Origin of the sequence: Aurantiacibacter xanthus (genome assembly GCF_003584015.1) — a bacterium.
GTDB classification, from domain to species: Bacteria; Pseudomonadota; Alphaproteobacteria; order Sphingomonadales; family Sphingomonadaceae; genus Alteraurantiacibacter; species Alteraurantiacibacter xanthus.
Genome location: NZ_QXFM01000142.1, coordinates 47,730 through 69,246, shown reverse-complemented (window position 1 = coordinate 69,246; position 21,517 = coordinate 47,730). Strand labels below are relative to the sequence as shown.

General features: G+C 61.3%; 17 protein-coding genes, 1 tRNA gene and 1 pseudogene. 10 read left to right on the top strand and 9 right to left on the bottom strand.

Annotated features, from left to right (window positions below; genetic code table 11):
• A pseudogene (locus tag D2V17_RS19470) lies at positions 1–526 on the bottom strand (dihydroorotase); the annotation flags it as partial.
• Entirely contained in the window at positions 523–1,554 is a 1,032-nt protein-coding gene (locus tag D2V17_RS19465; protein ID WP_119594805.1) for an aspartate carbamoyltransferase catalytic subunit, read from the bottom strand. The gene D2V17_RS19465 and the pseudogene D2V17_RS19470, both read right to left, overlap by 4 nt.
• Positions 1,555–1,668: 114 nt before the next feature.
• On the opposite strand from D2V17_RS19465, the gene sppA reads away from it, so the two are divergent.
• The 5 genes from sppA to D2V17_RS19435 all read left to right on the top strand — a co-directional run bounded on the left by sppA (position 1,669) and on the right by D2V17_RS19435 (position 6,506).
• Complete coding sequence (sppA, locus tag D2V17_RS19460; protein ID WP_119594804.1) at positions 1,669–3,564, top strand: signal peptide peptidase SppA; 1,896 nt, start codon at positions 1,669–1,671, stop codon at positions 3,562–3,564.
• 94 nt (positions 3,565–3,658) lie between these two features.
• Positions 3,659–3,733: transfer RNA gene (locus D2V17_RS19455), tRNA-Val, on the top strand.
• 656 nt (positions 3,734–4,389) lie between these two features.
• Entirely contained in the window at positions 4,390–5,301 is a 912-nt protein-coding gene (locus D2V17_RS19445) for an ArdC family protein (protein ID WP_119594802.1), read from the top strand.
• Positions 5,298–5,534, top strand: a complete 237-nt coding sequence (locus D2V17_RS19440; protein ID WP_119594801.1) for a sigma factor-like helix-turn-helix DNA-binding protein — start codon at positions 5,298–5,300, stop codon at positions 5,532–5,534. Before D2V17_RS19445 ends, D2V17_RS19440 begins: the two co-directional genes overlap by 4 nt.
• A gap of 60 nt (positions 5,535–5,594) precedes the next feature.
• Complete coding sequence (locus tag D2V17_RS19435; RefSeq protein ID WP_119594800.1) at positions 5,595–6,506, top strand: HEPN domain-containing protein; 912 nt, start codon at positions 5,595–5,597, stop codon at positions 6,504–6,506.
• Here D2V17_RS19435 and D2V17_RS19430 read toward each other — a convergent pair.
• A complete protein-coding gene (locus D2V17_RS19430; RefSeq protein ID WP_119594799.1) occupies positions 6,503–6,865 on the bottom strand; it encodes a hypothetical protein in 363 nt (120 codons plus the stop codon). The genes D2V17_RS19435 and D2V17_RS19430 overlap by 4 nt on opposite strands.
• A 660-nt stretch (positions 6,866–7,525) precedes the next feature.
• Here D2V17_RS19430 and D2V17_RS19425 point away from each other — a divergent pair.
• Entirely contained in the window at positions 7,526–7,726 is a 201-nt protein-coding gene (locus tag D2V17_RS19425) for a helix-turn-helix domain-containing protein (protein ID WP_119594798.1), read from the top strand.
• A gap of 354 nt (positions 7,727–8,080) precedes the next feature.
• Here the strand turns inward: D2V17_RS19425 and D2V17_RS19420 are convergent, their stop codons facing one another.
• The 3 genes from D2V17_RS19420 to D2V17_RS19410 are packed head-to-tail and all read right to left on the bottom strand — an operon-like array spanning position 8,081 to position 11,560.
• Positions 8,081–8,554: a Mov34/MPN/PAD-1 family protein gene (locus D2V17_RS19420; protein WP_191229310.1), complete on the bottom strand. Its 474-nt coding sequence runs from the start codon at positions 8,552–8,554 to the stop codon at positions 8,081–8,083.
• Positions 8,548–10,317 (bottom strand): ThiF family adenylyltransferase, encoded by a 1,770-nt coding sequence (locus D2V17_RS19415; protein ID WP_191229309.1) that lies wholly within the window; start codon positions 10,315–10,317, stop codon positions 8,548–8,550. The genes D2V17_RS19420 and D2V17_RS19415 overlap by 7 nt, the downstream gene beginning before the upstream one ends.
• Complete coding sequence (locus tag D2V17_RS19410; protein ID WP_119594793.1) at positions 10,301–11,560, bottom strand: CBASS cGAMP synthase; 1,260 nt, start codon at positions 11,558–11,560, stop codon at positions 10,301–10,303. The genes D2V17_RS19415 and D2V17_RS19410 overlap by 17 nt, the downstream gene beginning before the upstream one ends.
• 70 nt (positions 11,561–11,630) lie before the next feature.
• Between D2V17_RS19410 and D2V17_RS19405 the strand changes: the two genes are divergently transcribed.
• On the top strand, positions 11,631–12,275 hold the full coding sequence (locus tag D2V17_RS19405; protein WP_119594791.1) for a hypothetical protein: 645 nt from the start codon (positions 11,631–11,633) through the stop codon (positions 12,273–12,275).
• Positions 12,276–12,652: 377 nt separating this feature from the next.
• Positions 12,653–13,183, top strand: a complete 531-nt coding sequence (locus D2V17_RS19400; protein ID WP_119594790.1) for a hypothetical protein — start codon at positions 12,653–12,655, stop codon at positions 13,181–13,183.
• Positions 13,184–13,533: 350 nt separating this feature from the next.
• Here D2V17_RS19400 and D2V17_RS19395 read toward each other — a convergent pair whose 3' ends face one another.
• Positions 13,534–14,142: a hypothetical protein gene (locus D2V17_RS19395; protein WP_119594789.1), complete on the bottom strand. Its 609-nt coding sequence runs from the start codon at positions 14,140–14,142 to the stop codon at positions 13,534–13,536.
• 512 nt (positions 14,143–14,654) lie between these two features.
• Here D2V17_RS19395 and D2V17_RS19390 point away from each other — a divergent pair.
• Entirely contained in the window at positions 14,655–14,897 is a 243-nt protein-coding gene (locus D2V17_RS19390) for a DUF2188 domain-containing protein (RefSeq protein WP_119594815.1), read from the top strand.
• A 174-nt stretch (positions 14,898–15,071) separates the two neighbouring features.
• Here D2V17_RS19390 and D2V17_RS21615 read toward each other — a convergent pair whose 3' ends face one another.
• Positions 15,072–15,284, bottom strand: a complete 213-nt coding sequence (locus tag D2V17_RS21615) for a hypothetical protein (RefSeq protein WP_147367481.1) — start codon at positions 15,282–15,284, stop codon at positions 15,072–15,074.
• Positions 15,285–15,417: 133 nt separating this feature from the next.
• On the opposite strand from D2V17_RS21615, the gene D2V17_RS19385 reads away from it, so the two are divergent.
• Positions 15,418–19,476 carry a tetratricopeptide repeat protein gene (locus tag D2V17_RS19385; RefSeq protein ID WP_119594788.1) on the top strand — a complete coding sequence of 1,353 codons (4,059 nt, stop codon included), beginning with the start codon at positions 15,418–15,420 and terminating at the stop codon, positions 19,474–19,476.
• An 816-nt stretch (positions 19,477–20,292) separates the two neighbouring features.
• On the opposite strand, the gene D2V17_RS19370 is transcribed toward D2V17_RS19385, so the two are convergent.
• The gene (locus D2V17_RS19370) at positions 20,293–21,363 is read right to left on the bottom strand and encodes a tyrosine-type recombinase/integrase (RefSeq protein ID WP_119594786.1); all 1,071 of its coding nucleotides are present in this window, start codon (positions 21,361–21,363) and stop codon (positions 20,293–20,295) included.
• Between the last annotated feature and the right edge of the window lie 154 nt (positions 21,364–21,517).

Below are 21,517 nucleotides of genomic sequence, written 5' to 3'. Positions count from 1 at the left end.
GGCCCGCCAGCCCCGCATCCTCGGCATGGGCGACCACCGGCAGGTCAAGCATGGCGGAATACTGCATCAGCCGCAGCATCACGCCGCTGTCGCCGATCCAGCGCCGCCCGGTCGCCACCGCCCGCGCTCCGGCATCGCGCATCAGCGCGAGTTCGGCCAGCTGCTCGCCCGCAAGGCCGATGGTGGCCGCCGCGAAGGGGTGGACCCAGAAGTCGGGCTTGCCGCTCTGCGCCATGAACCGCACCCGCGCCGGGTGATCGAGCAAGGGCGAGCAATCGGGCATCAGCCCGGCGCGGGTAATCCCGCCAAAGTGGAACGCGGGCTTATCGACCGCGAAGACGCCCAGATCGACCAGACCCGGCGCAATCAGCAGCCCGCCCGCATCGACCAGTGTGTCGCCCTCTTCCGGCGACACATCGCCCACGGCAAGGATCAGCCCATCGGCGCAGCGCAAGGAGCCCTCAACCACGCCCTCGGGGGTGACGAGACGGCCATTGATAATCGCAAGGGGTGCGCGCTGTTTCATACCCACTCCCCATCCTTCCATCCGGCGACACCGCGCGTGCGGCGGGTCAGCACATCGAGGCAGGCCATGCGGATCGCCACGCCCATTTCCACCTGCGCCGTGATCAGCGACACCGCCGGATCGTCGGCCACATCGCTGTCGATCTCGACACCCCGGTTCATCGGGCCGGGGTGCATCACGATCGCCTCGGGCGCATGGCTGGCGAGCCGCTCGCGGGTGAGGCCATAGAGGTGGTGATATTCGCGCGGGGAGGGAATGAACTGCCCGTCCATCCGCTCGTTCTGGAGGCGAAGCATCATCACCACGTCGGCCCCGGCCAGCGCCCGGTCGAAATCGTGGAACGGCTGAACGCCCATCGCCTCGATCCCCTGCGGCATCAGCGCGGGCGGCGCACAGGCGCGCACCGTCGCCCCCAGCGCCTGCAACGACAGGATGTTCGAACGCGCCACCCGGCTGTGCAGGATGTCACCGCAGATCGTGATCGTCAGGCCGGTAAAGTCCTCGCTGGTCGCGCCCCGCTCGCGCAGCGCGCGCCGCAGCGCCAGCGCATCGAGCAGCGCCTGCGTCGGATGCTCGTGCTGCCCGTCGCCCGCGTTGAGCACCGGGCAATCGACCTTGCTCGCGATCAGCCCCACCGCCCCGCTCGACCCGTGGCGGATCACGATGGCGTCGGCGCGCATCGCGTTGAGCGTCACCGCCGTATCGATCAGCGTCTCGCCCTTCTTGATGCTCGACTGCGAGGCATGCATGTTGACCACATCGGCCCCCAGCCGCTTGCCCGCGATCTCGAAGCTGAGCAGCGTGCGCGTCGAATTCTCGAAGAAGGCGTTGATGATGGTGAGCCCCGCCAGCGCATCCGAATGCTTGGTGGCGCGGCGGTTGAACTCGACCCATTGCTCGGCCTCGGCCAGCAGATAGAGGATCTCGTGCCGCTCAAGCCGGGAAATGGCGATCAGGTCGCGATGCGGATAGGCCCGTGCACCCGCGGGAAACCGCGAGCTGGCCGAAGGGGGTGGCGCCGATGTCATCAAGCCCGAGCCGTTAATCGCAAGTGCCCTTCCGCTCAAGCGCTTTTGCCGCTGGCGGGCTTGGCAAAGGGCCACTAGATTGCCACCCTTCGAACGAATTATGGGGTCGAGAACATGAGTTTTGCGCGCAAGGTCTGGCGCTTGCTGGTCGGAATCAAGGATGCGCTGGCGCTGGCCTTCTTCCTGCTGTTCTTCACCCTGCTATTCGCGGCCCTCTCCGCCCGCCCCAATCCCGGCAGCGTCAACGACGGCGCGCTGCTGCTGAAGCTCGATGGCACCATCGTCGAGGAAGTGGCCACGATCGACCCGCTTTCCACGCTGCTGTCGCGCAGCCTGCCCACGCGCGAATATGCCGCGCGCGATCTTGTCCGCGCCATCGACAGCGCCGCCGAGGACAAGCGGATCAAGGCCGTCGCGCTCGATCTCACCACCTTCACCGGCGGCGGGCAGGTCTCGGTAAAGGAAGTGGCCGAGGCGCTCGCCCGGTTCCGCGCGGCGGGCAAGCCGGTCAGCGCCTATGCCCTCGCCTATACCGACGACGCGATGATGCTGGCCGCCCAGGCCAACGAGGTCTGGGTCGATCCGATGGGCGGCGTCGCCATTCGCGGCCCCGGCGGCACGATCCTGTTCTATGCCGATGCGCTGAAGCGGTTCGGCGTTACCGCGCACGTCTATCAGGCGGGCGACTACAAGGGCACGGGCGAGCCCTATGCCAATTCGGCGATGTCGCCCGAATTCCGCCAGAACACCGAGACCTATATCGGCCAGCTGTGGGACGAATACCGCGCCGCCATCGTCAAGGCCCGGCCCGAAGCCGATTTTGACGCCGTGACCAGCGGCATCGAGGCCGCGCTCACTGCTCAGGGCGGCGATATGGCCAGGCTCGCCGTCAATGCCGGGCTTGCCGACACCATCGGCACCTATGCCCAGTGGGGCGCGCATATGGCCAGGCTGGCGGGCGAGGATAAGTGGGACAAGCATCCCGCCGCCTTCGCCCACACCGAGTTGGACACCTATGTCGCCAATGTCGGCGCGAAGGAGAAATCGGGCAAGAAGTCGATCGGCGTGGTGACGATCGCCGGCGCAATCAACGACAGCGAAGCGGGCCCCGGCACCGCAGGCGCGGCGCGGATCGAGCGCCTGCTCGACGATGCGCTCGACGACGATCTGGCCGCGCTGGTGGTGCGGATCGATTCGCCGGGCGGCACGGTGACAGGCTCGGAGACGATCCGCCGCGCACTGATGCGCTATCGCGAGAAGAAGATTCCGGTGGTGGTGTCGATGGCCAACTATGCAGCCAGCGGCGGCTACTGGATCGCCACCGCCGGCGAACGCATCTTCGCCGAGCCCGAGACGGTGACCGGCTCGATCGGCGTGGTGCTGATGGTGCCCTCCTTCGAGGGGCTGCTCAAGGAGTATGGCGTCAATCCCGAGCGGATTGCGGTTACCCCGCTGTCGGGCCAGCCCGATGTGCTCGGCGGCTTCTCGCCCGAGGCCGACGCCCTGCTGCGGATCGAGACGCAATCGTTCTATCGCCGCTTCACCGGACTGGTGGGCAAGGCACGCAAACTCTCACCCGCGCAGATCGACGCGGTGGCGCAGGGCCGCGTCTGGACCGGCGGAGCGGCGCGCCAGCTTGGCCTCGTCGACCAGTTCGGCGGGCTCGACGACGCGCTCGCCTACGCTGCACAGCAGGCCGGGCTCAAGGATGGCGACTGGGGCGTGAAGCGGCTGGCCGACCCGGTCGATCCGTTCGAGGCGCTGGTTGCGGGAATGCTGACCGGCGAAGCGGCGGAGGCACGTCAGCCGCTGACGGTTTCGGCAGCGATTGCGGGCGATAACGGGCGCGTGGTGGCCGACGTGCTGCGCGATCTGGAGCAGATGGTGGCGACACCGGGGGTGCAGGCGCGGTGTCTGGGCTGCGTGATCGAGGGCCAGCCTTCGCGCGAGGCCGAGGCGGCCGCACCACGGGGCTGGAGCGCGGTTCTGGCTTTGCTGGCGGGGCGTTGACACAATTCTGCGCACGAGGCTCTTGCCAAGCGTGAGGACAAGTGGCAAAGGCGCGCCCCTGCCCCGGACGCGAGTGATCGCGAATCGTCAGGGCGGGCGCGTAGCTCAGTGGTAGAGCACACCCTTCACACGGGTGGGGTCGCAAGTTCAATCCTTGCCGCGCCCACCATCTTTTCAATAACTTAGAAGATGGAACCAGACACCGTACGGAAAACGTACGGAAATCTGCTGGTGCGCACGCGCGGCTTGCGTTGCTACGATCTTCTGTAGCTGCCCGGTGTTATCCACCAGCTCAATATGCGAGTGTGCCTCATATAAGCGCTCGCCCGCTTCGATCCGGCGGAATAGAATTTCACCGTGTGCAGGCCGATGCTGGACTGACCGTGCCTCGCCCATTCGCCCCGGCTGATGTTCTCATTTAATTAAGCCTAGGCGCGCGCGATGCGGAGCGCAAAGGCGTCTCTCACCTCATTGCTCACCAGTAGCCATGAGCGTTTCGCGCCGTCTGGCGCGACCGTGCTCTATTCCGCTTGCGCTCCACCGAGCCCCGTCGGGTCTCGGCCGCTTACGCGGTGACGATCAGCTAACGCGACGATATGCGGTCAGCGCTAGCGCGCTGGCGCGGGCTTTTCGGCCGCGTGAAGGGGGGTAGGCGACGCTTCCCTCTAGTCCCGTCGCGACGTGCCGCAACCCGCCTTCGGCGGGTCCTCCACCTTGTTTCGGCCCTTCGGGTGCAGCCCGCCGCTCAAGCGGGACTGCCGGTCCGCTCCTCGCCGCCCACCCCCCTTCCGGGGCCGGTGTGGTGTTTGAGGAAGGAGTGAGGACATGAAGCGGAACAGCGGGAATGTACGACAGAGCCTCTATTCTGAGGTGACCGACCGTGTGATTGCAGAACTTGAAGCGGGGCGGCTGCCCTGGGTGCAGCCTTGGGAGGCGAGCGCCTGTGGATGTGCCCTGCCAGAAAATGGCGTGACCGGGCGCCGCTATTCAGGGATCAATATCCTGATCCTTTGGGCGGCTGTCATGGAGCGTGGCTATGGCGTGCAGCGCTGGCTGACCTTTCGCCAGGCACAGACCCTGGGCGGCACTGTCCGCAAGGGCGAGAAGGGAATTTGCATCTGCTATGCTGATCGCTTTACCCCCAAAGACGAGGCCGAACGCGCACGGGACGAACAGCGCGAGGCACGGCAGATCGCGTTCCTGAAGCGCTTCACGGTGTTCAATGTCGAGCAGTGCGAGGGACTACCCGAGGCGATGACTGCGGCGCCCGCACAGCTGCCCGAGGTGGAAGCAGTGCCCGCTGCGCATGCGCTTATCCGGGCGAGCGGTGCCGACTTCCGCGTTGGAGGTGTTGAAGCCTATTATGCACGGGCGGGTGACTATGTCGCCGTGCCATCGCAGGCAGCCTTTCCCGATCCCATCAACTGGTATCGCACCGCGCTGCATGAGCTTGGGCACTGGACCGGGCATCACAGCAGGCTCGATCGTGACCAGTCGGGCACCTTTGGCAGTGCTGCCTATGCCCGTGAAGAACTGGTCGCGGAGATGGGGAGCGCGTTCACCTGTGCCGCACTGTCGATCCGTCCGAGTGTTCGCCATGCCGACTATGTCGGCGCATGGCTCGCGGTGCTGCGCGAGGATGAGCGAGCGATCTTCCAGGCCGCCAGTGCTGCCAGCAAGGCCACTGATTGGCTGCTGCGCTATGCCGGGGAGCCTGCGCAGGAGTGCGGGTCATGATCGCCCGGGTGCTCATTCGCTTGCGTCATCGCCGTGCTCTGCGCTGCATCGAACAGGCGCTTGCCACGATGGACGAACTACCCCGCGCCGTGTTCGAGCGGGCACGATTTCAGAACCTCGACCATGTACAAATTGCCGACGAACTCGGTATTACCGTCACTGAAGTCGAGCAGCATTTTGCTGCCGCGATACTGCATATTCTGGATCACACCGATCCGGTCGGCGGGCCTTGAGCCCGCCGACAGGTCATCTATTTGCTTGGCATTTGGGCCCGAAGACGCGAATCTGTCCCCATGAAGACCAGCCTCGACCATCTGCCCGAAGGAAAGCGCCGCGAGCTCGCGCACGTGGTCGAGGTGCTGCACGACCGGTTCGCGTTTGCGACCAGCCGCCGTACTCAGGAGCACACGCGCGGCGGGCAAATCCTTAAGATCATCCTGTTCGGCAGCTATGCGCGCGGCGACTGGGTCGAGGACCCGGTCGGGCGCTATTTCTCAGATTATGACCTGCTCGTCGTCGTCAATCGTGAGGAGTTCACCGATGTATCGGAGTACTGGGACAAGGCCGAAGAGCAGCTGCTCGAAGAGCTGTCGGCGGGACATCATCTGCGTACGCCGGTCAGCCTCATCTATCACAGCCTTGATGACGTGAACGAGAAGCTGCGCCTTGGGCGCTACTTCTTCATGGACATTTTGCGCGACGGTATCGTGCTGTTCGAGGAGGACGGTTATCCCTTTGTCGAGCCGCAACCGCTGTCACCCGAGCAGGCTCTGCAGGAGACGCGGGACTATTTCGAGGAGTGGTTCGAGAGCGCGGAACGCTTCTTTGTCAATGCGCGCGACAATGCTGCGCGCGGGTGGAATAAGGAAGCAGCGTTCCTGCTTCATCAGGCAACTGAACGCTTCTATCACTGCCTGTTTCTCGTCCGCACTTTGTATAGCCCGAAGACCCATAATCTGAACCGGCTGCGCGAGATGGCCGAGGAGCTCGAGCCTTCATTGCGCGACGTCTGGACGCGGGAGAACCGGTTTCAGAAGCGCAGCTATTCGCTGCTGCGCGACGCCTATGTGAAGGCCCGCTACTCGCGTTCGTACCGCATCAGCCCGGAGGAACTGGCGTGGATTTCCGAGCGCGTGACACTGCTCCAAAGCCGCGTTCGCGAGGCATGCGAGCTGCGGATCGAGACGCTCGCGAAGGCGGCTTAAGCCGCTTTTCTTTCCCTGTCCGCGAAGCAAAATTCCTGCTGCAAATCGTCTTCGCAAGCTTCTGCGGGGCGAAGCGCGTGGTCACCGGGGACGACGATGATCCAGTCGATTTGCGCCGACAATCTTACTGTGTCGCCGCCCGAGCCGCGCACGATCGAGATGCTTCCCGAGCCCTCGACAGCTACGACAAAGCTGCACTCGCGTATCTTTGAATCGAAGGTTCCGCGCAGCAAGGTGCCGTCAGAAACTGCGACCGCAAACCCTTCGCGAAGCGCCCGTGAGGGCAGTCCAATCACCGTTTCGACATCGCCCGACAGCTGCAATCCGGCTGTGTCGTTGGGCTGAATGGTGATCGACATAAGCTGGTCCTTCGGCGGAGAATCAAACGCATCGCCGTATAGAACATATAGGAAACAAAAAGAAGGAATGAGGGCGCGGGAAGGATGAGGGCGAGGGCAAGATTAAAGAAATGGCACCATGCCCTGCGGTCGATGCTCCATAACCTGTTGTCTGCACATCCTTTTTCTCTTTTTCACCGATGGCGCCATGTGTACGGCCATAGCGCCATGCCTTGCTCAAACCCGCAGCAAACTCCGGTTTTTGATAGCGCCATGGTGGTCAGATCCGCAATCGTGATGTGATGGACGCTGGACGAACGGGTGAGTCAGTTCGGCAACCCTCGCAGTTCCAAAGCGCCTGTCCGTTCAAATCTCAGGTCTGCAACATGCCGTGCGTCTGCGCCTCCTACACTCTTTGTCTGCTGTCGCCCCGGGCATAACTTGGCGCGACAATCTCGTCGCTTCGATAGTGCTCTTGCGCGGAGAAAAGGGGGAGCACCTTCACGGCCGCGCCAGAGCTTCAATCCGCAGCAAGCATGCCGCACATTTACAGGCGCGAGACAGCCACAGCGGGCGGACGGGAAAGGACGGGGCGATCAGGGCCCGTCAGGTGACTGTGCTGGAGGCTCCAGTATACCGATAGTCGAGGGGGTAAACACAGCCAGTCAAAGGAGCCCCGCAATGAGCAACAATCCCGTACCCGATGCCATCAGCGTTCGCATCAAGGATGCCTGTCGGATGACCGGTATAGGCCGATCCAAATTCTACGAATTGATCGCCGCTGGCGAGGTCGAGATCGTCAAAATCGGAGCGATGACGCTTGTCCCGACAGACAGCCTCCGAAAGCTGATCGAGCGTGGGCGTCAGGCAGATGCGAAATAAGCGCGCGATCGCGCCATGTTCGCACCGTCATCACAGCCGCGATTGCAATGCTCTCTGAGGCGCTGCGCGACCATATGGTCTCCGTGATCGAGTTCAAACGGTTCGGCGGAAGCGCTTTGGTCGAGAGAGTCATGTAAGGTCTGGCCGAGTGTGACACTGACAGCGATGATCGGGTTGGTTTGGAGCGCCTGTTTTGCCGAGAGAGCGATCCCCAGACTGACGATCGGATGTCGCCAATGTTGGACGAGCCGAAAAGTCTCCTTTCAGGAACGCAATCGGGATAGCGGACGCTCACGGTGGCGATCCGCGCGTCGGCTTCGCGCCCGGACTCCGACGTTTGAAGGAAGGACGGCGTCACCCAGAAGCAGACGTCAAGCGCACCCCTAACACACCGTTATGAACGAGAACAGCAAGGCCTTCAGGGAAGGGGCTGCGGCCGACGATGCAGAAGATCATACTTCGCAGCCCGTGGTCTGAGCGTTTGAAGCGGCTAGCCATCGTAGTCTGATCGATGCCGGAGGGGCTGGGGATATCTTCTGGATGGGTATGCCAGTCACCGACATAATGTTCGCCCTTCGCAAAACGCGCGTCGATGATGCGCTGCGCGGCCTTTTTGCGGAATGCGAATAGAAGTCTGCTGCGCAGATCCTTGGGCTCGGGACCCGAGGCATGAACAATCTCGACGAGGTTGTCTTCGACGCGCGCAAACAGATGACCACCAGCCTCGCGGCTACCTGGTAACAGCTGACGGTAGGCGTCGAAATGGTCAAGCACCGCATCGGTAAAGCGCAGGCTCTGACCTGATGTCCCAATCTCATAGGTCAGCATGGCGGGGCTGCACACATCGGGCACCCGTCCTTCTGCGGCCATGGAAGGAGCATTTGGCGGTGATCCGTATCCCGTCCTCCACTGGCCTCCGTCCACCAGTCACGCCAGCTTCCGCCGAAGGCAGCCGGATCGCCTGCGCTGCGCAAGAGATGCGCTGGCGCCTCGACTCGTTCCAGCAGAAACTTGATCGCGGTTTCCGCGATCGCGGCGGCATGCCCGCAGAGTGCTGTCGCGCCATAAGGCTGGAAATGACCCCCGCAGAGCGGAATTTCGCGGCGCGTAGGCCGTGGCCAGTCGGACATCCGTCGGTTCAGTTCGGCTTGGGTATCGAAGCCGCAGCAAAAACAGGGCTGCGGTCCGCGCAGCATGATGGCGTGCGCGGCGATCGCATGGGGCTCGAGCCACGCGAACATCGCCGCGACATCGCCGGGATTATTCTGCAGATAGTCTGCAAGATGCACTTCCTGTGCCCAGTCGCCAATCGTCGTGATGACAAGATCGGCGTCATTCAATGCATCTTTGTTCCGCGCGATCCATTCCTGCCACCTGACCGCTTGGCCCTTGATGTCCGACGTGCGAAACTGGCGCTGCAGGCGGAGCGCCAGCGCTTCGGCCTTGAAGGTGCCGACCGCCTCGGTCCCGAGGATATGGCGCGATATATTCTCAAACACCAGGATTTCCGGATCGAGAATCCTGATGGTGCCAACCCCCGATGAGGCGAGTTGCTGCGCGATATAGGAGCCGAGTGAGCCCGCGCCTATCATGACCACGCTTTTGGTCTGGAGCGCCGCGACATCGGGATTGCCATCGCGTCCGAAAATCCAGTCCGGATCTCCGCGGACAATGCGGAGGCGTGCGACCGGCTGCGCCTTATCGCGTGCGGTTATGAAAGCGAGCTGAAGCGGCGCATCTCGCTGATAGCTGAGTTTGGGAACCTCGACCCCGATGAAGCCGTGACCATTCTCGTCGGCGAAGGCGAGAACGATGGTCGCCTTCTCCTTGGCCAAGAGCCGGGCAAGCTCATCGAGGTCGGTACCCCCTTGGTCGAGCAGCAGTCGCGCCAGGTCTCCTACGTCCTTGGGAAGTTCGGTAACGCGCGGAGGGAGCGCGAGCCGCACCAGAAAGGCGGCCTTGCCGAATTGGGTCGGCTTGAGTCTGCCGCCGCTCTTCTTGATATAATCTTTGGCGCTGCCGCGATTGTCGAAAAGCTGAATACGCTTGCCATCGTCGAACCGGAAAATCCGTCGCGACCCGCCCGCGGGATCGAGGAATCCCCGGGCGATGCCATGCGTCCGGTCGCGCGCCCAATAGGCGATGATCTCGCGGCGCGTCTCGTCAGCACCGCCATCGCCGGCGAGAGCGCCCGCAACCACGACTTCGGCCTGTGCCAGAAGTTCGCCGAGCGCATCGGCCGGTCGATCCCAAGCCACGATTTGCCCCGGCGGCAAGCAAAGCAAGGATGCGCGCTCGATATGCGCACCCCTGACTTCATGGGGTTCGGCGATACCGATGCGGGGTGGGCCGAACGGGAAATCCTCGCCGAGGAGGACGCGCAGACCAACCACAGCGCCGTCGAAATCACAGGAAAATTCCCACCCTTTGACGAAGGGATGGCCGAAGTCACGATAGGTTTCGATGATGTCGTCGGCGACCGCCGATATGGCATCGACGCCGAGAGACTCCGTAAGGAATTGCTCTACTGCGCTGCTTGCGCCCTCAAATCGTCGTGAAGTGAGCCTGGCAGACCTATCCGAAGCGCTCATCGCCGCCGATCTTGACCGCAGACTGGGCATCGCTTGCAGCTCCGAGCGAGCCGAGGACCCCCGACGAAAGGATTGCGGCGGAACTTCCGCCGTCGATCTCGATCAATGCCGGATCGTCAGGAAAATGCATCCCGAAAATGCGGCAGAGCCGGTTTTTGGCATTGGTCCTGTCGGTCGCAGCAAGCGCAGCGGCGACATCGTCACGGAGCTCTTCGGCACACTGCACGAACCCGGGGCGCAGCGGTGCGTTGCCGTCGTCCCACCCTTCGTCGAGACGTCCTTGCACGACGGGATTGCGGATTTCTCCACGTAGATACTGTGGCAATTTGCGCGTGAGTTCGGCAAGGCTGGCGTCGTCGCGGGCCGGCACGGAGGCTCCCGCCTCCTCGAAGTAGCGAACGACGCAGGCCATGAGCGCGATCGAGCTAAGGCGGCATTTCTCCCACCGATGATCGCGCCATCCCTTGAGATAGCGCGACAGGCGGCGGACCTGCTCGCCGTGCTTTTTGACGGCCGCGAGGAACCAGTCTTCGAGTTTGCGCGGATCGGAAATTTTCCATCCTTCGTCGCGGTGGGCCAGCATGATCCGGTCGAGCGTGATTGTCTTGTAGATCTCGTCAAGCAGGATTGCGCTGGCCTGGGCGGAATCGCCGAACGAGCTGTGCGCCGATCGGGCGGCCTTCTCCACAAGAACCTCGAACTCATCGTCCGGAATTGCATAGAGGGCGATATCGATGTGCGAACGCTTGTTGTTAAGTGATACCCTAACGCAGGAGGGGCGAGGACGTTCAGGGTTCAGCGTCCATCCTTCGCTGCGACAGAGCGGGGCGAGCGCTTCCTCGACCAATCGAAAATAGCCTTCGCTCGCAACGATCGGATGCGCGTGGCCGTTGAGGGTGACGAAGGACGACGGCAGGAACATGCCGTCGTCGAAATCCATTTCCTGCGGCGGATTATGCGTCGGCCGGTTCAGCGTGTGATAGACATAGCTGCCCTGTCCGCGGAACTTCGGGGAAAGTCTCGGCTTGGCGAAGCCCTCGGCAAAGGATGCTACCGCCACATCCTCAAACAGGATACCGGCGTCGATCCGTCTCTCCCAACTTGCGAAAGCCGAGGTCAAAGTGGCCCTGATCTTATTGCTCGCATCGCGCAATTCCTCGATATGCTCAGGATCGGGGTTGAGATTTTTGCGATAACTTTCGGAGCCGCTATTTTCGAATGCCCTGTGCGCGTTTACCCCCATGATCCTGGCCCTTTTTTTTCGCGTGAACGTAATGTAGCAACGACGGGCAATAGGAACAAGGGGCGAACGAATGTATCAGCTAGTCGGCCCGCTGAAAGTCGCCGGAGTGGTTGCAACGCTTGCCGCGCTTATCGCGCTTGCTCAGTTTTTCTTATGGCCCATCGATGAATTGACCCAGCTCTGGCGTATCGCTTCGAGTTCGGTTTCTATTGCGACAGCCTTTGTCGTGGTCGTCGGTCAAACCGCCATCTTTCCCAAAATTTGTAAACTTGGGATGGTCAGATCCGTTTTTCCGCCGATCGATGGCGAATGGCGGGGTACATTCCGTTCCAATTATCCCGTTATCGCAAAGGCGTTCGGTCTCGAAGCCCCGGCGGAGGGGCAGGAGATCGTTGCGAAATTCGTTATCGAGGCGCGCCTGTTCAAGGTACGGATTCATGCTGTCAGTCTCTTGCCGAAGCCTGATTATATGCGATCGGACTCTACGGCGTTCAGCATCATGCGCTGCTCGCACACAGACCGCGACATCGTTCATTACGTTTATGATGCGTTCGTCGGCGACCCCGACAACAGCGACGTCGATCGCTTCTACGGAGCGGCCCGGTTGACCATCATCGACGACGCGGACGAGCTTCGTCTCGAAGGGACATACTGGACCGATCGGAATTGGGTGCGTGGTTATAACACGGCGGGATCTCTCATCCTTCGGCGCTGATTGTCCCTTGACGCATAGTCGTCCACTCCCATCAGATGTTATGTTGGTGCGTCACTCACGGTTGTGGGGCTACTCCGTTTCAAGTGGGGACTTTCGTCTGATAGGCTTGTTCTCGGCGTCCGGAACGTAGACTTTCGGAACTCCAAAGATGAGAGCGGACGTTCCGCAAATGGCCAGTTGCTGCCTGTAGCGGTCGGATAAATGAACGGCATCTATCGACGAACGATGCGCCCGCAATGAACGACCGCTGTGTTGGCGATAGGTCGCTTGCCAACTTCTCCTTAATGCTGCTCAGCTGCCTCGCCGCAGCGTAGCGGTCGTATCACGGTGCCTCATTGCCGAAGTTCTGCTATTTGACAGCGACGACGGGAGGGAAGATGGCTGATACTACCATAACAGCAATTCTTGGACTGGCGACGATATTGGGTAGCGGCGTGGTGGCTGGGTATGTCACTCATCGACTGACGCGAAACCAAAACCAGTTTGTTTTTCTTCGTGAAAAGGCTGAGGCCCTTTACCTCGCCGCTGATGAATACGGGAGACGGTTTGGCGGGCAGATGGTCACATATTTCCCGCTGCTCGAGGGGCGCTACGATTACAACGACATGCTGGACAAACAGAATGAGTTCGGGTCCGCATCATCGAAATATGGTGGCGCAGAGACAATGACTATGATCGTCGAAATCTACTTCCCTAGTGTCAGGCCTGCGCTCCAGGGCGTGTGGGATGCAAGGGCAGAGTTCAACAAGGTGACGGCGGCAATCCGAGCGCTTTGGGAGCGACAGGCGGAGGTGAGCGAAATGGGCACGCCGTTCCGGCGCGCATCGCTGAAGGTCGATAAAGCCATCGAGAACCTGAAAAGCGAGATAGTGATAGCAGCGCGGGCAAAATCGGGCGTCAAACAGTGAGCGTGCCGTTTCCAGCCATTGGGCAAATCATTACGCAGATGAATGAATGGCAGGGTTCAGGGAGCGGATTTGAGACCGCGAATGTCACATTCGTCCGCGGTCGGCGACCAAAACAAGCCGTTAGCTTTTGACGAACCCAGCCACTCGCACTTCATCGAGCAGACCGACGCCAGTGCGCCCAAAGCTGTCCTCCACCTCGATGATCAAACATCATATAAGCCACCAGCTATGGCGCGGTCCCGACGGTCTCGCCAAGCGGCGAGAATTCCGCCAGCACGGCGGCAACAGGCCGCAACAATCACGCGTTGGCGTCTCTGGAGCGCCCGCCATTGACTCGCTGGGCGACAAGTTCACCGCCCATGGCGGAACGGCTTGAGTCGCGAGCGCGGCACGGTCCTGCCGGATGAGACGGATTCCGCTGCGCGATCATATTCGGCGTCGACGATCCTCCAAGCATTGAACTGAAAGGACGTTAAAAAATCCGGCCGCGCCACGAGATAGGACGCGCCTTGCGCGGCAGCTTCCCGGAGATGGCCGAGCTGGATGTTTAGTTCCTCAGCGAAGGCTCCCCGCGGTGAGATGGCCAAACTAATTGCGTTGCTGAGCCGCACAAGTTGCCGACGGTCCTCGTCAGTGTCGATCGGAGGCGTTTGCAGCATCCACTCGACGATGGAAAGCAAGTCTGCAAAATCTTCATGCAATCGTGCCGCACGCCGCTCGACGATATCGGCATACTTCGTGGCCGCCGCGTTTTCGAGCTCAATCGTCTTGAGATCCGCCAACGTGGAGGCGGTGGCCGCTGCTTGCTCAGCCATTGCGGCGCCGTGTCGTTGAAAGGCTTGGGTAAAGCGGATGTTACGGGCGTTCACCACCGCGGTCAGCATGACGGTCAGGATAGCTGCCGCCAAGGTCGTGACCGCTGCGGGCCAAGTGGGTTGTGCAAAGAAATTTTCGAACATGTGATGTGTTCTCCTAATCTTGCCTCATCGACTGACGCGGCGTTTTGTCCTTCAGTTCAGTCGATCGCCAATTTGGCTACCGTCGCGTCAATATTCGAGGCGAACCTTACCAGACCACCCCCTGGGCCCTTCATTTTGGAGCTCCAGCCGCAACGGCAATTAATCGCCCGAGGAATGTTATGATTGCCGACGCAACCTCAGATTGGCCAAGCTATCTAACGAGCGATTTGGTGCTGGTGTCGGTGCCCGTGTTCGTGATGGGGAACTGCGTGCCTCCCTGCACGAACAGCAGGTTTCGGGGCAGCAATTTAACATTTCAAATGGCTGCCTTGTCAGCGCATAGCGGCGGCACGCACGCGTACCACTTTTCTTCGAAAGCGTCACAGTGGAACCGGTGGCTGTGACTCAATCATAAAGTCGCACGCGATCTGTACCAGACTGGAATGTCGACAGGTGTCCAAATCTATGAAATACTTGGAACGGGAATAGTAATCGACAGGGGGAGCCTGACAATGGCCAAGATGCCGAAATACGATCTAAACAAGCGCGATGATGGTAAGTGGGCACTTGAGCCCGAAGGCGGCGGCAGAGCGAAGAAGCTGTTCGATCGCAAGAGCGACGCAATTGCTGGTGGCGTCTTGGGCAACGCCTTGGGGCCAAGTGGTGGATCTGTTCGGATACGTAAGGAAAACGGGCAATATCAGGAAGAGCGGACCTTTCCTCGATCAAAGGATCCAAAAAGCTCGCCTGGATAACTCTTCGTCACAGCGAGCGGTGGCAGGCCGCCACGGCACCATTGTATGCTTATGGGCTAGGAAGAACCCATCACCGCTTGCAAGTTGACCGCTTTGGTCTCCGGCGACCCTCAAGAAGGCAGTTCCTGAATTGATATTTGGTTTGGGAGATGTCGGCTCTCCCAGTTTCTGATGCTAAAGACGGAAGGTAGAAGACGCCCCAATCTCCGTCATCCGGTAGCGGCGCAGTTGTCGTGGCCGGCGAATGCCTGAACCTAGGGCAGCTTCTGCGATCGCAAGCATTTCACCTTCGGGCGCATCGACGATGCGCTGGTGACAGTCGCGGTACCGCTTGCCGTTCCCGCATGCGCAGGGGTCGTCGAGGCCGAGCTGTTGGAGTGGCTTCATGGGGCAAGAATAAATTCGGGTGCCATCCACGGCAATGTTGGATTTTCTGTCGCAGCGAAATAACGCAGGCGGTTGTTGACACCGACGCCTGCTCAAACGACTTCGCTCGTCACTCTCGCCTGAGTTGCCATTGATGACTGCATCTGTTCCTGCTCCACTCAAAGGTTCCGCCGAGCGTGAGGCCGTCGACTCGCTGCGCGGTTATTCCTTCCAGATACTGCGCAGCATCGAGGCATGGATTGACCTTCCAGACGGCGCGATCCTTGTGCTAGAAGGCGCCGAGGATCTCGATCGCATCGAGGAAACCGGCACTGTCACGGTCGAGCAGGTGAAGGACACCTCGGGCTCTGGCAACGTCACCTTGCGGTCCGAAAGCGTCCTCGAGGCAATTGGCAATTTCTGGGATCATCTTGGACGAAATACTGGCGTCTCGATCCATTTCAGGTTTCTCACCACATCGGGAATAGGCCGCGAAAAGAAGCGACCTTTCGGGTTTGGCCTTCCAGGACTCGAAGCGTGGCAGCGCATCCGGATAGCTCCAGACGACACCGTGTCGGTCGAGATGGCGGCGGGCATACAGGCCTTTCTCAAGGACAATGACACGCTCAGTGAGCCGTTCAGGCTGTGGCTTGGCAGCGCCTCAACGGAAGATTTCATCGCCCGCATCGTCCTGCCAATGGAGTGGGTCGCCGGCTGGCCCACATCGACCGACCTCTATGACACGATCGTCGCCAAGCTCGTGGAACTGGGCGAGAAACGCGATGTCGGTTCCGCCGATGCGGTCAAGGCGCTCGATGCCTTGCACACTGAAGCTTGGCGCATCGCGACCACCAAGGGCAGCCGCGTGCTGAGGCGCGGCGATCTACACAGGATATTCGACCAGGCGGGCACGACCGCCATTCCGAACAGCCAACTGCTGGCGCTTCTTGGCGTCGTCACCGGTGATCAGACCGGCACCACTGCCATAGCGGTCGCTCCTGAGCCTTTCTCTCCACCACCGAGAGCGATCGCCGGAAGGCATCCGCGTCCGGCGCTTGAGGGGGCGATCCGTGAAGGGCTCGCGGTGGGAACGGTCCTCATCCATGGCGGAACCGGCATGGGCAAGACCGCCTTGGCGCTCGCGGTAATCGCAAGCCCTGACAGGTGTGCATGGTTGGATCTGCGGGATATACCGCCAGCTACCGCGGCCTCACGCATCGATGCCGTGGCCGTCCGGATCACCGAGACAGCCAGCGTCTATGACGTCGTACTGGACGACCTACCCGCCGGAGGTGACGCCCGCGCCCTTGAAGGCGCGCTCGGCCGACTGCGGAGCGTTCAGGACAGGTTCGCTGGCACGCTGCTGGTGACCTACTCCGACCGATTGCCGACCCGCCTTGCAACCCAGATCGCGCTGGACCCGGCTCGCACATTCGCAGCGACTGCCTTCGAGGTCGAGGATATTGACGGCTACCTTGCCGCCCGTGGCTGTCCAGCTCCTTATGCCGAGAGCTGGGCCAAGCTCATCCACGCTTCCACGAGCGGTCACCCCCAGCTCGTCGACGCCCGAGTCTCGGCCCTAACCGATGAAGGCTTTCCAAAGCCCGACCTCGCAGAGCTGCTGGTGGTGCCGGCGGGCATCCTTGATGTCAGATCCGAGGCGCGTCGTCTGGTGGCCGCGCGGCAGGAAGAGGATCGCGAGCTCCTTGCCCGAACCAGCCTGCTTCTCGGCCAAGCGTCGCGCGACAGGCTGATGGCGGTCGCGCAGATCCGGCCACCCATCCTTGAACCTGGCGATGTCATCGACCGGCTGGTCGGGCCCTGGCTCGAGCGCGTAGAGAGCGACAACCTTCGCGCCTCGCCGTTGCTGCGCAATCTCGGCATCGACACGCGGGGACAGGAGTGGGCCACCGGCATGCACCGGGGAATCGCGCACTCCTTTTTGAGGGGCGGCACGTTGCTCGCCACTGACATTTTCGAGATCGCGACACATGCGATGCTGGGCGGCAGTGCCGCCCCGCTGATCCCGATCTTGCCCGGCCTCCTGCAGGCGTCGCCCGAGGTGTGGGAGCAGGTTGCCCAGACCTCCTCGATGCTGACCTACATGGGGCTCGACGGAACAGCATTGCCTTTCCGCGACCCTCTCGACACAGCGGCGTTCCGCACCCTGCAAGTTCGGATCGCCATCGAACTGGGCGACCACGACCGCGCCTCCAACATCGTGACGCAAGCCCTCGACGAATTTGACGCCGCAGGCGAGGCCGCCGTCCTGGGCCCGGGTCTGTTCGAGGTGGTCTTTCTTTGGCAGGTCCTGCAGCGACCAGGGAACATTTCGCTTGAAGAGCGCCTGCGTCTCTCGATCCGCTTTGTGAAGGCAGGTGCCCGAACGGCAGAGGTCCTCCGCAAGGCTGTTCTCCCAGAGGGGGTTGATCCAGAAGACAGGCATTTCCCGGACCTGTCGGCCTTCGTTCCAATGACGCTGGTTCCAGCAGTCTCCGACGTCGAAGACTTCGCCAGGCTGCTGGACTTGGTGGAAGGGCTGGACGAGGAAGACCGCACCACCGCACTCGGCGGCTATGCCGCCAACGGCGAGGCGGCTGCTCTCGCACTTGATCGAATATGGCTGGGCGAAGCGTCGCGTCCCGACCCACGTTGGTCAGATCTCGAACGCGAACTGAAGCGCGCGATAGCACTCGCCGGCGAACTGACGATCCCGCAGCTCGGTGTAGCCGCCGCGCCGTTGCTGATACGCGTGATCGACGAAAACCTGCAGCAGCCGGACACAGCTCTTGCGCTGGCCGATGCGATGATCACCGATGATGCTCGACCCGCGCGCGTGCTGACAGCCAAGGCGAAAGTATTGTGGCGAAGGGGGCAGGCTGCAGAGGCGATACCTCTCTATGAGGAAGCGCTTCCGGTCTTTCCGTTGGGCCTCTCTTGGAAGACTGACGCGCTGCGCGAAGCAGCCATGGCGGCCAGCAAGGTCAACGATTGGCCGCTTGCCACCCGCCGCCTGACTGAGGCTGTCGCTAACCTCGCAGAAGACGAGCCACTCGTGCGGCACGTCGGATTTCGGTTCGATCTCGCGATCGCGTTGCAGCTGTCGTCTAGGACGAGGGAAGCCGTCAACCAATTGGGCGAGGCAATTGGTCTTCTCGTGGACGACGGCCAAGAGACACCGCCCGAGCCGCTGCGCTCAGTCCGACAGGTCGGGTCCCAGGCGATCAAATCCATCGGTTTCTCCCTTGGGTTGAAGGGTCTGCTCGGGGATCCCCAGATGCCGCTCGAGACCCTTTTTGGCTCGACGAGCAGTCTTGAAGAATTGCAGTGGGGCGATCAGCAGCCGGCCCCGCTCGACATAGTGGTTCTGGTCATGGCCGAACTCGACGTCCAGCTCCCCGAATACCCGCTGATCGCCGAGCGCTTGTCGCCGAGGCTTCGCGCCTCGCCTGATCTCCTTGCACAGAGCACGCAGGGCGATCTCCTGACGAGGCTCGCCGTCCGCACGCTTGATATCGCGGACGGCGCCGATGACGCGATCCGCGAGGTTCGCGCTCTTGCCTTTGCCGTTGCCGAGAGGAAAGCCGGTCGCGACACGGCTGGCCAGATTCTCTCGTCAGCCCCGATCGCACTGGAACCGCGCTGGCAGGAGCTCGTCAAATACCGTCTTCTCGCGCGTGTTGTTGCCATGATTGCGGCAGGAAGGGCTAGCGCCATTCCAGTCGAAATATGGCGCGACGCCGTCAGTCGGGCAGAAATGGGCGACGTTCTCGCAATGGTCGACGACCTTGGCCGGTTGATCAACGGATCCGAGGACGCGTCACGCCGCGTCATGGGCGGTAACGCAAGCTGGAATGACCATCTGCTCGCAGCGCTGATGGCACCCGTCCAACGCCCGATAAACCCGGATCAGCAACTGATATGCCATGCCGTTGCCGCGCGCTATCTCCACCAGGAAAAGCTGACAGAGTTTACCGCGCAGCCATTCTCGGCCATGGTAACAGACGCTTGGTTGGATCGATGCGACAACCCGGCCCAGCTTGTGACGCCCCGCTTGACCGTTCCGGCAATACGACGCGCGGCCACCAGCACGGCCGCAGGCTGGCAGCGCGTTCTGGCGGTACTAGAAGAAGCCAGACACGCAGTGTCGGCATCCACATCATCGTCTCTGAAGGAGACCATGAACGAACTCCGAAAAGCCATTGTCGGGTAACCAGCGCCGCTCACGTGCAAAGTCTGGCCCTTATATACGCCGGACTGACACGCCTAAAAAGGAACGAACTTAGCAGTTGGTTGACCGTTGCTTGTTGCGCGCCAGAATTAGCAGATTTCGGCGCATCGTTTCCCGATTATCAGACTGGAAGTGACCCAGCCGACGTTAATGAAACCGCCGTTGTGGTTTCATAGAGGAGTTATCCGAGCGCCATCCAAGAAACCCAATGAGCTTGTTCTCGACAGCCGACATCCTCGAAAGTCGCATTTTGGCAAGAGCTGCCCTTCAACATGTCGCATACAAACGGCAGTAATGTCCCAAACCCGCCAGCCAAATCGTCCAAAAGCAACGGCTGCTTCCGGGCATCCGCCGGCTTGGCCGTAATGACCGAGATGAGGGCGCGAACCATCCGTTCCCCACTCGACTTCCATGAGGCAGGACCGGAAAGAGCCGCTTCAGAACAATACTTGAATGCCCAGCGTCATGCCGACGCGAATCTGGCACCGCTCTGTGCGTGCGCGACCGTAGCCATCCGCAGAACAATATTTGACGAATATTTGACAAAATGAAGGCCGCGCCCACTAAGTCATTGAAAAACTGGTGCACCCGACAGGATTCGAACCTGTGGCCTCTGCCTTCGGAGCGATCCCGCAAAAAATGCCCCGACTTTCATCTCATGAGGCGCTTCGCCCCGACACCACAAAATAAAATAGTGCGCCCGGCTGAACTGCTTAATGGGCAAAAAACCCGGCGTCGCGCGCTTTGCCACGATCAGTTTCCACTCTGCGTCGAACTACGCGAAATGCGATGCCTCGGTCACAGCGCCAACCTTGCGAGCGCATCGGTCGCCGCCTGATCGGTGAGCTGGTAATAGTGTTCTTGCAACATCAAGACGCTTGTACCCGCCAACTTCGCGACAGTATTCGGCGGCACCCCGTGATCAACCAAATCGGTCAGCACCGCGTGGCGAACGTCATATGCCGACACACCATGCTGGCGGAGCAGCACAGCCCAGTCGTGTCGCTCCCACCGCTTCCCGTCCGGCTGGACGAACATCCACGCGGCAGGCGTCTTGCCCTTGCATTGTGCGGCGATGAAATGCCGCTGCGGACCTGAAAGAGGTATCCTCCTGCCAGCGCCTGCCTTGTCCGTGGGGATTGTAAGAGCGCCGCTGCGCTTGTCGAAATCCCTGACTCGCAAGGCTGCCAAAGCACCCGGACGGATGGGCAGAATCGTAAGCGCCTTAACCAGTGGGGTCAGCTCGGCGAGCGCCTTGCGTTTTTCCTTGGTTAGATAGGTCCGCTTGTGTTCCTCGGGTTTCACTTCCTTTTTAGGGGCCGGTTTCAGCGCCTCTTGCCACGCGGCGTCGGTTCCCGGTCGTCCCGCCTCCTTTACCGCGCCCAACGCCGCGCGGAGAGGAACCATGGCCCGATTGATCGTCGACGGCTTGCCTGTCAGCCGCGAGCGCCATTCTCGCAAATGGTGGCGCCGCAGCTTATCGAGTTTCACATCTCCAATTGGATCGCTGAACACCAATCGTTGGAGTGTAGCCTTGTCATTCCCCTTTGCCTCATAAGCTCGGCAGGCATCGGCCACGGTTTCAACCTCGCGATGGATTTCACCACCGGTGGCGATGATCTCGGCCAGCTTCTCAACCTCGCCCTTGGCGGCTGCGAACCGATCCCGCGCCAGGAGCGCCACGAAATCTCCCAACGCTTTTAGGTGATACTTGCGAGCGTCGTCATCGTAGATGCGAGCGACCCAAGTGCCCAACCCTTCGCGCTGAGATGGCCGATAGCCGAGAAAGCGGCCAGGGCTAAGCCGCTGCCAATACGGTTCCCTTCGCGCTTTGAGTTTCTGTCGCTCGCCAACTTTGCTGAGGTCCATATCAGCCGCCTTATCCGTTTCGTACGGAAAACGTACGGAAAACTTCGGTGGATTTCAATAGACGCGCATCGACAGAAAGTACCTATTTTCCGTGACTTATTGGTCCACTCCAGTCCGCCAAAGTCCGGAATTTCCCCCTTCACACGGGTGGGGT